This window comes from Chthoniobacterales bacterium, assembly GCA_018883245.1.
Lineage (GTDB): Bacteria > Verrucomicrobiota > Verrucomicrobiia > Chthoniobacterales > JACTMZ01 > JACTMZ01.
Window position 1 is genome coordinate 1 of record VEQL01000053.1, and the last position, 13,474, is coordinate 13,474.

11 protein-coding genes are annotated in these 13,474 nt (G+C 61.2%); 1 reads left to right on the forward strand and 10 read right to left on the reverse strand.

The annotated features are described in order from the left end of the window. Positions 1-67 precede the first annotated feature (67 nt). The 4 genes from FGM15_12465 to FGM15_12480 form a co-directional block, all read right to left on the reverse strand. A complete protein-coding gene (locus FGM15_12465; GenBank protein ID MBU3666670.1) occupies positions 68-2,788 on the reverse strand; it encodes a hypothetical protein in 2,721 nt (906 codons plus the stop codon). A gap of 11 nt (positions 2,789-2,799) precedes the next feature. Continuing rightward, the gene (locus FGM15_12470) at positions 2,800-3,648 is read right to left on the reverse strand and encodes a sugar phosphate isomerase/epimerase (protein ID MBU3666671.1); all 849 of its coding nucleotides are present in this window, start codon (positions 3,646-3,648) and stop codon (positions 2,800-2,802) included. Positions 3,649-3,766: 118 nt separating this feature from the next. Next, the gene (locus FGM15_12475; GenBank protein ID MBU3666672.1) at positions 3,767-4,903 is read right to left on the reverse strand and encodes a Gfo/Idh/MocA family oxidoreductase; all 1,137 of its coding nucleotides are present in this window, start codon (positions 4,901-4,903) and stop codon (positions 3,767-3,769) included. After that, positions 4,870-5,517, reverse strand: a complete 648-nt coding sequence (locus FGM15_12480) for a ThuA domain-containing protein (GenBank protein ID MBU3666673.1) — start codon at positions 5,515-5,517, stop codon at positions 4,870-4,872. Before FGM15_12480 ends, FGM15_12475 begins: the two co-directional genes overlap by 34 nt. A 3-nt stretch (positions 5,518-5,520) precedes the next feature. On the opposite strand from FGM15_12480, the gene FGM15_12485 reads away from it, so the two are divergent. Next, on the forward strand, positions 5,521-6,510 hold the full coding sequence (locus FGM15_12485) for an AraC family transcriptional regulator (GenBank protein MBU3666674.1): 990 nt from the start codon (positions 5,521-5,523) through the stop codon (positions 6,508-6,510). A 206-nt stretch (positions 6,511-6,716) separates the two neighbouring features. Here the strand turns inward: FGM15_12485 and FGM15_12490 are convergent, their stop codons facing one another. The 6 genes from FGM15_12490 to FGM15_12515 form a co-directional block, all read right to left on the reverse strand. Beyond that, a complete protein-coding gene (locus FGM15_12490) occupies positions 6,717-7,421 on the reverse strand; it encodes an RraA family protein (GenBank protein ID MBU3666675.1) in 705 nt (234 codons plus the stop codon). Positions 7,422-7,427: 6 nt separating this feature from the next. Continuing rightward, positions 7,428-8,597 (reverse strand): L-rhamnonate dehydratase, encoded by a 1,170-nt coding sequence (locus tag FGM15_12495; GenBank protein ID MBU3666676.1) that lies wholly within the window; start codon positions 8,595-8,597, stop codon positions 7,428-7,430. A gap of 12 nt (positions 8,598-8,609) precedes the next feature. Then, positions 8,610-9,383, reverse strand: a complete 774-nt coding sequence (locus FGM15_12500; protein MBU3666677.1) for a hypothetical protein — start codon at positions 9,381-9,383, stop codon at positions 8,610-8,612. Between the two features lie 5 nt (positions 9,384-9,388). Then, a complete protein-coding gene (locus tag FGM15_12505; protein MBU3666678.1) occupies positions 9,389-10,162 on the reverse strand; it encodes an SDR family oxidoreductase in 774 nt (257 codons plus the stop codon). Positions 10,163-10,276: 114 nt separating this feature from the next. Continuing rightward, a complete protein-coding gene (locus FGM15_12510; protein ID MBU3666679.1) occupies positions 10,277-12,997 on the reverse strand; it encodes a hypothetical protein in 2,721 nt (906 codons plus the stop codon). Between the two features lie 6 nt (positions 12,998-13,003). Next, the coding region (locus tag FGM15_12515; GenBank protein ID MBU3666680.1) for an alpha-rhamnosidase at positions 13,004-13,474 on the reverse strand (471 nt) is incomplete at its 5' end.

Here is a 13,474-nt window from a genome sequence, read left to right on the forward strand (position 1 = left end):
TTTTGCCGCCCAACTCGCATGTCACCCGGACCAATTCACGGGGTGCACGTCAGCCGCGGGAGATGCATCAATTTCGCCCGGTCTTGAAAATCATCGGTTTCCCCTCTTGAAGAACCACCGGGGTGGATGGCCCTGCAAATTCCTCCGGCAACTCCAAGCGGACTGTTTGCGGGCTGCCTCCCCGGGCACTGACAGAGATGGTGTCGCGGGTGAGTTCGAGGTCGAGGACTTGATCGCGGAACGCGAGGCCGGTGACTTTGGCGGAAGGCCAATCTTTGGGAAGGCGGGGCAGGATGGCGAGGCCGTCCGGTGTGGGTCGAAACCCGATGATGCCTTCGATCACCGCATAGGGAGCCCGCACGTTTTCAACGAACTCATTATCCAGTCCGAGCGCTCCGGCGGTGCCTCCGCCTTGGAGGGTGCCTTTCGAGGGTTCGTTGTAATAGGCGCGGAATCCGCCGGCCTCTTTCACTTTTGCATACCACGACAGGATTCCGCTCAAGCGCTTCCATGCATTGTCCCCGCCCAATATCTTCGCGCGATTGACGAGATCCTGCGCGCTCAGCGAAAACCACGTTCCGCCATCCTGGCATTGCGCGTCGTAGGGGGTTTCATGCCCTTTCCAGAGCCAACTCCACCAATCGGAATTTCTCAGCGTGCCGAAGCGCGGGGCAAATTCCCAATGATAAATATCGGCACCCTTCGCGGTGTCCCCCTCGATGATCCGCTTCCCGTCGAGCCAGTCCATGATGGACTGTGCGGCCTCGGCATCCGCCAATCCATAATAGACGGCGTCCAAGTTCACCATACTGTGGCCGTAATCGCGCAGGGTGCCGAGGTCATCGCGTGAGCCGCCGAAGCGCCCGGTTTCGGGATTGAACAGCACCTTGCGGACCGCCTGCCTCACCCGTTCGGCATGCGCGCGCAGAGCAGCGGCGTCCTGGCCTTTTTCCGGTGCGGGAAGCCCCCACTGCGGATTGCGGGCGATCGCTTCTTCGAGCTCGATCATGGCCATGAGCCCGCCGAAATAGAAGTTCGTCGAATAAAGATCATCGTGTCCGTAAGGGATGATGTCCATGCCGACACCGTGACCGATTTGCGGGACGAGCGTGCCGCTGGCGTCGGGAGCATACCCGGGGCGCGCGTCCTGGCCGACCCATTCGGGGTTGATGAGCCCGTGTTTGTCTGCGCCGAGATGTTCCCGCGCGTAGCGGAGGGCGCGCCGCAGAGCGGGAAGTTTCGTTTTCAAAAATTCCAAGTCACCGGTGAGACGAAAATAGTCGCATACGCCAATGAGGAATGCCCCGTTGGAACTGGGCGTGCGCGTGTCGAACGTCGTGAATATCGAGTCGAGTTGCAAAACGGTATCCGGTGCGAATCCCTCGAATGCGAGTTGCAATCCGGTGATCGTGCCTTTCCAGCCCGGGTGTTCATACATGGGTGCCAGGCAGAGTTGATCGCCGCCTTCTTTGATCCATGGATTGTGACCCGTGGCGGGTATCCGCACCTCGCGATCCGTCGAAAAATCCGGCGACTCCGCGGTGCTCCAGCGAACGACAATGCGCGCGGATTCCGGCATGCCCTCGGGGGCAAGATGACGAACCTGGAGAAACGGAGAGCAGAACGCCTCGATCGGCAGTCCGTGAGCGGGCGCGGTCAAGGTGGGAGCGGGTCCCGTGACTTTCAGGTTCCATCGCCCGTCGGGTTCTCCGCCAAGCGATTCCAAGTCGCCAAGCGTCCACCCTTGGATGGCTTGTTCTGCAATGCGACTCTGCGCTTCAAACGCCGGAAAGAGCCAGGGATAAATCGCCCCGCGTGCCCGGTTGAAAAAATGCCATCCCGTCGTGCGGCCTGCGATGAATTGACCGTCCGGGTAAACTACCCACGTCGGGAACGGCCAGCCGTAGGGGTGTGCGATGCTCGTGTGCTGATCCTGCGAAACATAGCCTTCCCGGGTCATGTAGCGTTGGTTCAGAAAAGTATTTTTCCAGGATTCCTTGAGGTGACGCAGTCGTTGCGGCATGGACGGTGTCAGAGACGCAACCGGCAGCAGCGCATCCCAAATGGTGGCAGTGCCACGCGCAGGCACGGTTTTATAGTAGAGCCAGTAGAGATCGCGCCAGAGGTCCAGTTCCTTTTCGAAGCCCGGAACTTCAATACGGACAAATTCCGCGGGGATGACATCGTCTGCGGGCAAATTCATCCAAGGCTGCGAACCCCACGGGCTCGAACCGGCATCTGCCAAAGCCATCGCGGGTTTCCAAATCGCGTCGGTTCCCCCGTCCGGCGTCAACCATTCATCATCCTCCTCGTTCGCCGCCACCCAGGTGGCATCCGAGGGGATCGAAATAGTGTCCCCGTTGTCGAGTTCGATGCGCAGCATGGCCAGCATGCCGGCCGGGCCCGGAGTGCCGTTCCCGCCCTCGATGGCCAGGACATTCTTCCCGGATACAAGGAGTGTGCTCACATCCGTTTGCGCTGGTGCTTTCCAGTCCTGTGCGGAAGCGACCTTTTGTTCGTTGAGAAAAGCGGTGTGGAAGTCGTCACAGGTGGTCATCAACACGGCCGACACCACACTGCGGTCAGCAGGAATTTCAAATGTCTTCCGAAACCACCTCGTTGCAGCCGGCGCGCCCACGTCCGGTGCGCCTTCCGGATACCACACCCACGTCGCGCCCGCCATCGAAGGACGGTCGGGCTCCTGCGCGTGCGAAAGCGCTGCGGAAAAAAACATCAGTGCCGCGCACAGACCGCGCAGCCGTCTGTCCACGGGGGAAAAGTTTTTCATGAAGCCGGGAGCTACTGAGGCGACAAATGCGCTGCCAGTTCCGATTTCAAGAACGCGAGACTGCGGGCGGCTTCATCGATTTTTCCGCATTCGACACTCAGGAAAATTTCACGGTCGACCGGTTCCATAATCTTGGCCACGCGTTTCCAATCCACTTCTCCTTCGCCGCAGGCGCAGCCGACCGGGGTGCCGGTGACCTTGCCTCGTTCCTCGGAGCTTTGGGCCATGGAAATGTCTTTCGCGTGGATGTGATAGACATAGTCGCGGACCTTGGTGAGTCCCTCGTAAGGATCCTCGATGCCGGCGAGGTAGCTGTTGCCTGTGTCCCAATTCACCTTGATCCATGGCGAGTCCACCAGCCGCACGATTTTCAGGAGGCCGTCCGAGGTCTTCGTGTAGATGCCGTGGGGTTCGATGCAGAGGAATTTTTTGTGGCGGGCGGCGACCAGTGCGGCCTTGGTCAGGGTGTAGCGCATGGTGTCGTGGGCCATCTCGTCATCCATCCAATCCGGCTTGACCATTTCGTCGGAGTTCAGGAAATCGCAGCCGACAAACGTGGCGAGGACGGCGGCGCGGGTCAGGCGCGGCACGGCGGCTTCGGGCTTCATGAGAGGCGAGTGCGCGGAAAGGCTCGAGACCTTGAGTCCGTGGCGATCGCAGATTTCTTTCATGAGGAGCGGGTCCTCCTCCATCGAGAAAGAGTGGAAATAATTCACTTCGCTGAGAAGTTCCCAGCCGGTATGGACCATCGGTTCTATGTATTTGTAGCCGAGCTCCGCGGCAATTTTCGCGCCGCCTTCGAAGGATTTGTCCGCGCTGCGGCAGAACTCCATGTTGAGGGAAATTTTGAATCGGGCCATGAGGTTGTGTTGGTTTGTGTTTGTTTTGCGGGATTGGAAGAAAAGTGAGGATGGCGCGGCTATGACACGTGTCCGGCTGGCCGGTGCTCGGTGACCGATCCGGCAGAGGCCGCTTTTTTCATGATCCTGGGGCGGCTTGTTTCGCGGTTGCCGGGTTGCGGCGGGCGATTTCCTCCAGCGGCCACTCGGCGGCGGAGAAGTCGGTGAGCGGAAGGTCGATGCGGTCGCCGCGCAGGGCGGAAGAGTAGGCCGCCAGATTCAATTCCGCGGTGTGGCGGATGTTGGGCAGGCCGATCTGGCTGGCGCTCCCGCCTTCGATCCATTCGACCAGGGACGAGAGGCTCTCTCCCCATGCGCCGTTGTAAAGTTCTTCGGGAGATTGCGGATCTTTCTCCGTCCGTCTGCCCGACCGGTCCCAGACGACGATTTCCTGCTCTCCGGCCATCCGGATAAAGCCGTCCGTGCCCTCCACCGCCGGCCACATCGAGTTGTCGGGAGCCATTCCCATGCCGCCGTCCACCAAGCCGCGCGCGCCGTTTTCGAAGCCGAACCACGCCACGGCGTGCTCCTCCATGGCATGTCCATAGCCGCGTGTGTCGCGCACGCGGGCTTGCCCGAGCACCCATTGCGCGGGCGCGTCACCGTTCCAGAACCGGAACATATCCAGCCAGTGGGAGCCCCATTCGCTGAGGTCCCAGTCTTGGATTCCGGCGGACATCAGGCGCAGGCTGCCGATTTCTCCCGAGGCGATGATTTCTCGCACGCGGCGATACATGGGCATGAACCGGCGGATATGGGCGGCGATGATTTTCACGCCGGTTTCCTCCGCGACGCCCAGCACGGCGGCCAAATCGGCCGGCGAGGCGAGAAACGGCTTCTCGCAGAAAATACCCTTCACTCCGGCCCGCGCGCAGTCCTCGATCATCCCGCGGTGCAACCCGACATACGTGCAGATCGACACGATTTCCGGCCGCTCCTTTTCCAGCATCTCGCGGTAGTCGGAATAACCGGCGACCGGCGCGAATGTTTTTTCGAAGGCCGCGAGGTTCACCGGATTGATGTCCGCCGCGCACACGATTTCCGCGCGCGGATGGTTTTGATACATGCGTGCGTGCATGTATCCGATCTGGTGGCCTCCGCCCTTGACGCCTCCGCCCACCGGAACGCCGACGCCGATGATTGCCGAACGGTAAGTTTTCATAAGATGGGTCGGTTGGCGGATCAAGCGAGAAGCCAGTCGATGGTGGACTGCCATATTTTCCGGACCTCCGGAGTCTCCATGGCAGCGACGCTGTGACCGATCATGATGTAGGCCATGCGTCCCGAGCCTTTGGCGGGCCCGCGGTCCGCGGTCACAAGCATCGGGAACCGCACGCCGCCGTGGAGCGACCAGGCGTGCAGGTCGTAGGCCCAACGGGGAGTCATCTGGAGATTCAAATACGTCTCATCGTCCAGAGTGACGAATTCCTTCTCTTCGGCAAACCCGGCCACCGCAGGGTGTCCGGTCGCCGCCACGATTGACTTGGTCGCGCCGATTGGTCCGTGGGTGGTCACTTTCCAATCCCACCTCACACCGCAAAGTTCACCGAATTCCGGCCAGTCACCGAAGCTGGCCACGCCGCCATGAAACCCGAGCAGCCGGCCGCCCCGCGCCAGATAGTCGCGGAACTTCTGTTTTTGGGCCTCCGTAGGCGGGACATATTCCATGGGCGGATTCCAGAATGCGTCATTCATGCCCGTGTAATGCAGGCCTGCGATGACGAGCAGATCCGCACCCTCGAGGGCATCGAACGCTGCCGCGCCCGGAACATTGAAAATTGCGAAATTTTCCCCGAGCCACGAAGAGACCATCTTGGATTGCTCGTCCACGGGATGGCATTGGCCGCCCCCCAACCAAACGATTTTTTTGGGTTTGTTCACTGGCAGATAAGATTAAACTTTGACGAAAATACCATTTTCAGAACGGTGCAAAACACCGTTCTATTGACGCGGAATTCCATTTCATTGATGAAAATGCCAAAGGAGAAACACCCGTCGAAGACATTTGAGCCCGACGTTGCGGGGGTGATGGACACCCTGTTCATCGAGACAGTCGGGCACATGCCGCGGAAGGCGAATCGGGTGGATACCGCGTTCGGATTCGAAGGGTTCGGGCTGGTTTTGCGGGGCAGGGGATTTTTTCAAGTGGGCGACGGGGAGCGTCGTGAACTGATTGCGCCGTCGGTCTTTTATATCTGGCCGGGTCCGCGCTTCCATTACGGTCCCGCGCCCGGCACGGTTTGGGACGAGCGGTGGATTTGTTTTTCCGGGCAGCGGGTGAAGGACTGGAGACGGTGGGGATGGCTGGCGCGCCCCGGGGAGCCGGTCGCTTTGGCCGAGACGGAAAGCCTCGTGCAACTCCACCGCCGGATTGTCTCGGCATTCGGTCCGGCCAAACAGTTGCCTCTCGACGAGACCAAACTCGAAGCCGAGCGCATGGTCTGGTTGCTTCATCGCGCGGCGCTCGCCACAACCCGTCGCCCGGATGCCATTACGAGGCTCATCGAGGATTGGACTGCCTCGCCGCCGAAGCGCGCGGATCTGCGCGGGACGGCCGCCCGCCTGCAAATGAGCTACAGCGCCTTCCGCTCGAAGTTCTTCGAGCAGGCCGGCACCGGTCCTTACCAATTCCTGCTCAGGTTGCGCATCGACGCAGCCGCCCGCCGCCTGCTCGAATCCGATCTTCCGTTGAAGGCCGTGGCCCAGGATGCGGGCTTCGGGCACATCGAAAGTTTCTGCCGGGCCTTCCTGCGCATCAAAGGCATGAGCCCGGGAGTGTTTCGCAAGCGCTTTCTTGCCTTTCGCGGTATCGCGCCCGGATAAAAAAATCCGGCGTGGAGATGGATGCCGGAACGGGGCGGCCGATCCCGGTCATTTTTCGCATCCGCGCGGGTGTGTCACCTCGGCCATGGAGGGGCATCTTCACCGGTTGTTTTACCGGGACGCATATTTCTCCGCGGTCGGGCTACTGCACGACACCCTGCTCCGGGCATGGGCCACCCCTTTTTACTGCGGCAAGACCCCGCGGTTCAAAACACGCGGTATTTGAGATAGGCGTCGAGCGGAGGCGCCCCGGCGAGGATCATCTTGCGGGTGAGGTTTTCCTTGTTAGCGGTCTCTTCCGCTTTTTCCAGAACCTCGAGCGTGATTTCCTGCGGGATGGCGATGACGCCGTCGAGGTCGGCGAGGATGAAATCGCCGACGTTGATGGTGGTTTCACCGATCTTGATCGGGACGTGGTGATCGATGATTTTCCACCGGCCCTTGATGTCCTTGGGGGTTGTGTAGCGGCAAAAAACCGGCAGTTTGCTCTGGTGCAGGATGTAATCGATGTCGCGGCATCCGCCGTCGATGACCACGCCCTGGCAGCCGGCGATTTTCGCCGCGTGGCTGGAAAGCTCGCCGAAGTGCGCGTTCTGGTGGTCGTTGGGTTGGGTGACAAGCACGTCACCGGGCCGGATGGCTTGGAGCATTTCCATCCACGGCAGGAGCAATTTGTCCATGTCTGTCTCCAGCGAAGGGGCACCGAGGGTGGGCATGGCCCGTCCGGCGAAGCGCATGCCATGGCGGAGCGCGACGATGCCGTGCGGCAGCACGCGGTCGCTCACGCCCATGCCGTCGAGAACGTCGTTGACGGCACCCGTGTAGAGGCGGCCGAAGCGGGTGATCAGGTCTTGCAGTTCGGGTGGCGGGACGGCGTTGGGGGCGATGGACTCGGTGGTGGCTTTGGACATAGGAGTTTATTTGCAGAGGAGAGGTTCCATGCGCTCGCGATTGAGCGTGATTCCCAGGCCGGGTGCGTCGTTCGGCGTGATGTATCCGCCGTCGGCACGCGGTTCCCCGTCGAAGACTTTCCAGAAAAGTTCGTTTCCGGTGTCGGGTTCCACGTCCGGGAAGTATTCGATCAAAGGGCAATTGCTTTGCGAGACGATAATGTGGAGGTTGTGCGCCTCGTTCGAGTGCGGGAAAACGGGCAGGTGCGCGGCCTCGGCGAGGGCGCAGATTTTTTTCATGGCCGTGATGCCGCCGACGCGGTTGCAGTCCGGTTGGAGGATGTCGGCCACCTGCAAGTCGATGAGCTGTTTGTAGCCGAAGAGCGAGGTCTCGTGCTCGCCCATGGAAATGCGGGTGGGGGACTCCGCTGTGAACCGCGCGTAGCTTTGGAGGTCGTCCGGCATGAACGGCTCCTCGATCCAGGACAATCCGAATTCCCGCAGGCGGCGCTCCATCTCGATGGCGTAGGCGTAGTCCCAACCCATGTAGGCGTCGGCGGCAAGTTCGATTTCGTCGCCGACCGCTTCGCGCACGGTTTTGATCAATTCCACATTGCGTTTCATCCCGCGGATGCCGTCCTCCGGCCCGAATCCGAAGCGCTGCTTCAGCGCAGTGAAGCCCTGCGCGACGTATCCCTTCGCCTCCTCCGCGAGGGCGTCCAGATCCTCCATCGCGTAGCAGCGGCTTGCATAGGCCCGCACACGCTCCTTGGTTTTTCCCCCGAGCAGATTGTAAACCGGCTGGCCGAGCGCCTTGCCCATGATGTCCCAGCAGGCGAGATCCACGGCGCTGATCGCGGCCATGACAGCCCCCCGCCGCCCGAAGCGCACGGTCGAGCGGAACATCTTGTCCTGCATCAACTCGGTGTTGAACGGCGATTCCCCGAGAACGACCGGCTTGAGGTATGTCTCCACCACTTCCAGCGGCACGGAAGTGAATCCGCCCGCCGTGCCCACGCCGGTGATGCCTTCATCCGTGAAAACTTCCACCACGGTGAGCGCGACCGGCCCGAACCAATTCTGTCCGGACGAAAGCGGGTCGCGGAATTTGGAGGTCGGCGTGCAGAGATGCTTTTTCAGCGTCTCCGGGGTGCGCGAAAACGCAAGATTGGTCGTTTTGATGTCCGTGACTTTCATGGCGGAAAGGCGTCAGGCGATGCGTCCTTCGGGATGCCTTTCCCAGACCAGCGGATCGTAGAGCGGGATGAAAACATCGGCGGTTTGCCGGATGTGGCGGTAGGCGGCGTCGGCCTCGATGATGCTTTCCGCGATGCCAAGCGGAATGTTGTCTTCGACGTTGGCGTAGTGGAAGGCGCAGTCGGACAGAATGACACGGCCGCTTGCCGTTTCCACCTCCGTGGTGAACGACGAACGGTGGTGCACGCCGATCCAGCGGCAGGTCAGGCCGGGGAGCAATTCCTGCACATCGTCCAAGAGCAGGAGACGGTCCGCGCGGGAATCCAGCAGCCAGAAAAGATCCTCGTCGCTGATGCAGCCCTGGCGCGGGACATGGTGGTGGTAGGTCGGGGCGAGGATATCTTCGATCCACCCCTTGCGCGAAACACAGAACTTCGCGTTCGGGAACATGCGCAGGTTGCCCGTGGCATAAAGCTGGATCGGGGAGAGCAGGACGTGGTCCACCGAGGCGGGATCGATACCGGCCGCGGGCAGGGCGATTTGCGGCGTCCATTCCGGGGGGCGCTCCAGCACCGCCCGTTCGCCCAGGAAATCCCTCCATGCCTTGGCCAGTGGCCCGATATCCGCGGGGAATCCGGTGTTGAGCACGATGGTTTTGCCCCCGCCGCGGATCACCGCCATCAAAAATTGCAGCCGGGTCCATTCGCCGAAACGGCACATCCAGTAAACCTCGGGTGCCGGCACATCCACCGCGCCGGTTTTGAAAAGTTGGATCGTGTATTGCACGAGGATCAAAGGTGTTTGATCAACTCGCCGCCATCCACGAGGAACGATCCCCCCGTTATGTAGCGCGCCTCGGGCTTGGCCAGAAAGGCGACCAATCCGGCGACGTCTTCCGGCAGACCGATGTAGCCGACGCACGTCTGGATCTCGAGGTTCGCCCGGTTGTTGCCGGTGGCCAGATACTCGGCGTTGATCGGCGTTTCAATGGTGCCGGGCAGGATCGAGTTGCAAGTGATCCCGTATTTTCCCAGGCAGACGGCAAATGCGTTCATCATCGAAATCTGGCCGCCCTTCGTCGGGCAATAATGCGTCTGCACCGTGCCGCCTTTGATCGCGGAGATCGAACTGATCACCATGATCCGGCCCGGGGTCTTGTTTTCGATCATGAGCTTGGCGGCTTCCTGCGTGCAAAAGAACCCCGCCTTCAAATTCGTGCTGTGCGTGAGGTCCCACACGCTTTCGGTTACCTCGTCCCACTCGTGGAACGGGCAGATCCCCGCGTTGTTCACCAGCACATCGATCCTTCCGTGGTTCGCGCGGATTTCTGCGAACATCCTTTGGATCTCGGAAACCTTCGACAAATCCGCGATCGCGTATTCCGCCTGATGACCCGCCGCGCGGATTTTTTCCAGCGTGCGCCTGGCTCCTTCGTTCTCGGAGCGCGCATTGATCAAGGCCAGATAGCCTTCGGCGGCAAGCCGCTCGGCCAGCGCGGCACCGATTCCGCTGGATGAGCCGGTGACGAGGGCCACTGGAAGTTTTGATGGCGGGGAAGTTTTCATTTCGGCTGCGACATAGCAAAGCGATCAAAAACTCCAAGTCCAGACAATCCTTGCCGCCGGGAAATGATCCGCGGACAGGTCGATGACCGCATGGCTTTCAAGGTGAGGATCGAATCACTGCGCTTGTCGCCAAGGCGTGAGAGTCAGGGACTCGCCGGGTTTTGCCGGCAGGGGGATCCCCTCCGCGGCGGCCCGGGGTGAGAAGGTATTGCCCGCCGCGTCTTGCCAGGTGCCATCCGGCGGGAAGAGGAGGGCCGGCTTGGCAAGCTCTCCCGCGGTGCATTCGACGCTGATGCTGCCATCGGACTTGGCAGTGATGGAATAGACACCCCCTTGGAAGCCGATCCGGGTGATGGTGAGCGACGGCCAATCTTTCGGCAGCGAGGGCCGGATGGCCAGGCCGTCCATGCGCGGACGAAGACCGAGGAAACCGTCGATCATGACTTGCGGCAGGAGGAGGCTTTCCTGGAATTCCCGCATGATGCCGAGTCCGCCGGAACCGATCCCGCCGCCCTGCATCGAGCCCTCCTCGTTTTCTTTTTTGCCGCTGTAGTAGGCCACGTAGCCGCCGGCTTTTTGCGTGTCCTCATACCACTGCAGTATCTCGCGCAGGCGCTGCCATGCGGCAGCCGGACCGCGGACTTTCAGGATGGCCATGAGGTCGTGATAGGAAAAGCCGAGCACGGATCCGCCGTCCTGCACCTGCCCGCCCCACGGGATGTTCTCCGGGTTGAACCACGGAAAAATATACCACTCCAGATTGCGGCGCGTGGTCATGCGCGGGCCGAAGCGGTATTTGTAGATGTCCGCCCCCTGCGACGTGTCTCCCTCGACGACGCGTTTGCCATCGAGCCAGTCGCGAATTTTCACGGCCTGATCGGGCTGGGCGAAGTCATAGTAGATGGCCTCGTTGTTGATGAAGACGAAGCCGTAATCGTAGCGCTTTTTGTCCACGAGGTCCTCCGCCCCGACGAAGCGGCCGGTTGCATCGTTGAAGAAGAAAGGAGCGGCGGTTGTCTTCACCTCGGCGGCGAGCTTGCGCAGATCGTCCGGGTCGAAAGCGAGGGCTCCCCGGTCGATATTCCACTCGGGATGCGCCGCGATTTGTTCCTCCAAATCGGCCATGCGCAGGATGGCGGCATAGGCAAGGTAGGTCGCGTTGGCGTCGCGCCCGCCGAACGGCAGGATGTCGAAGTAGTTGTTGCCGATGCCGCGCCCCGGCGTGACGACCTTGGTGCCGTCCGGAGTGAAGGCGAACCCGCTCCGGCCGTCTTTGCCGATGTCGGGAGTGACCACCATCTTCTCCTCGCGGACGCGGTATTTTTTGAGGAAGTAGGCCAGCGCGGCGCGCATTTTCGGCATGCTCTCGCGCAGGAGGTTCAGGTCGCCGCTCCATGCCGTGTAATCGGCGACGCCGAGGATGTAGGAAGGATTGTTGATGTTGTGGCGCGTTTCGACGGAGGTCATGATCGCCTTGATCGTGATACGTCCGGGCGCCGAGTTGCCGAAGCCGATGCGCAGCCGCGTGATGCGCGTCTCGAGGTCGATGTGTTCGGGAAGCTTGATCATGCTCACCACGGGAATCCGCGCGTCGCGGGCGGGCGGGGAAAAATAGACGCGCCGCTGCGGCGAGAACTCCGGTTCTCCATCGGTTGTCCATTCCAGATAGGGTTGGGCTTGGGGCGAGAGCTGCGGCGCCAGCCACTCCATGCGCACATAGGTCGCCGAGCGCTTGGCCACGTCAATTTTCGGGGAGGTGATGGTGGCGGGCCCGCTCCCGGTTTCCAGCACCCATCCCTCCGGTTCGCCGAGGGAAACCGTTGTGCAGTCCTCGAGCGTCCAGTCGTCCACCGACGTCGTGAGAAAAATGCCGAACGGATCGCGGTAAGGCACAAAGGCCAGCGAGAAATGCCAGCCCTTTCCGGCTGACTGCGACCACATCGGAAACGGCCAGCCCTTCGGATGGCCGAGACCGTAATGTTGGTGGGTGGAGATGTAGCCCTCCGGCGTGAGTTCGCGCAGGGAGAGGTATTGGCGCGCGGCTTGGAATTGCGGGCGTCCCTGGACGTCATCCGCCAAAGCCGGCCATGCCACCGTGCGCGGGATCCAGGGATCCCAGAGAGTTCCGCAGGTGAAAAACCAGTTGAGATGCCTGTTGTAGAAATCACGCATCAAGGTCATCCACTTCTCCTGTCCGGGGACGATGAATTCCGGGAAATCCTTTTCCGGAACCGGTGGTGCATAGCCGACGAGCCCGATCGTTTGGGAGTTCGGTTGCACGGCGACCGCCGGCGACCAGGCCGCATCGTCGAAACCGGCTTCCATCCAGCCCTCCGCGGGCTCGCCCTCGACCCACTTCCATGTCGTGTCCATCGGAAGAAACCGCGGCTCGCCCTGCTCGGGCACGAAGGTGATTTTCCCGATGATCCCGGCAGGAGTCTGCGGGCTGTTGGTCAAACGAACGGCGAGCACATTGTCTTTCTCTTTCAGCAGCTCCAGTGGAATTGCGAACGTTCCATACTTGGCCGTGAAATCCGGGTTGGTCCCCTGTTGGGCGCTGCCGATTTCGGTTCCGTTGAGAAACAACGTCGCAGCGTCATCCGCCGCAAAGACCGCCCATGCCTCTTTCATTTGTGCAAGCTCCGGCAGATCGAAGGTCTTCCGGAAACAGAGCAGAGCCTCCGGTGAAACGTCCTGACCCAAGTTGACCAGCGGACGGGAGGAAATTTGCCAGCAGCTCCGGAGATCGGCCACCACCGCCGGATCCGGATCGGCCGCGAGGCAGGTGGAGGCGAGGAGAATGGGGACAAGGACAATAGCGGGTCGAAAATTCATATTGCTTCAAGGATTCGGATTTCGGGCTTTTGTGCGGATTTCGAAGGCGGAGGATCCCGGAGGCAGGGTGATGCGGACCAAGTCGCCCTCCGGCGACTGGAAAGTTTCCGCGCCGGCAACGGTTGCCCCGGTTTCTTGGGAAACCACGACGGCCGAGGCGGGAAGCTCCGCACACGCCGGAGTGCCCGGCGGGATTTCCACCGTCCAGCGGATGGTGCCGTCCCCGTTCTTCGTCCATGAACTGGCGATGCGTCCGCGGGGCGAACGGTGCGAGCATTCCACGCTGTCGAAAACGAAATGCGGGCGCAGAACGATGCGCTCGAAACCCGGCAGGCCTTCGCGGATACCGGCGACATCGCAGAAGATCCACGGCAGAAAGTCCCCGAGCAACATGACATGGTTGCCGGAGTTCATGAGGGGATCGGCCGTGTTGCCGTTCCACAGCTCCCAGATCGTGGTGGCGCCGTGTTTGATCAT

Coding starts and splice junctions, on each gene's coding strand:
- FGM15_12490 (MBU3666675.1), bottom strand. CDS start 7,421: ATGTCCAAAGCCACCACCGAGTCCATCGCCCCCAACGCCGTCCCGCCA.
- FGM15_12505 (MBU3666678.1), bottom strand. CDS start 10,162: ATGAAAACTTCCCCGCCATCAAAACTTCCAGTGGCCCTCGTCACCGGC.
- FGM15_12465 (MBU3666670.1), bottom strand. CDS start 2,788: ATGAAAAACTTTTCCCCCGTGGACAGACGGCTGCGCGGTCTGTGCGCG.
- FGM15_12475 (MBU3666672.1), bottom strand. CDS start 4,903: ATGGCAGTCCACCATCGACTGGCTTCTCGCTTGATCCGCCAACCGACC.
- FGM15_12510 (MBU3666679.1), bottom strand. CDS start 12,997: ATGAATTTTCGACCCGCTATTGTCCTTGTCCCCATTCTCCTCGCCTCC.
- FGM15_12470 (MBU3666671.1), bottom strand. CDS start 3,648: ATGGCCCGATTCAAAATTTCCCTCAACATGGAGTTCTGCCGCAGCGCG.
- FGM15_12485 (MBU3666674.1), top strand. CDS start 5,521: ATGGCATTGGCCGCCCCCCAACCAAACGATTTTTTTGGGTTTGTTCAC.
- FGM15_12495 (MBU3666676.1), bottom strand. CDS start 8,597: ATGAAAGTCACGGACATCAAAACGACCAATCTTGCGTTTTCGCGCACC.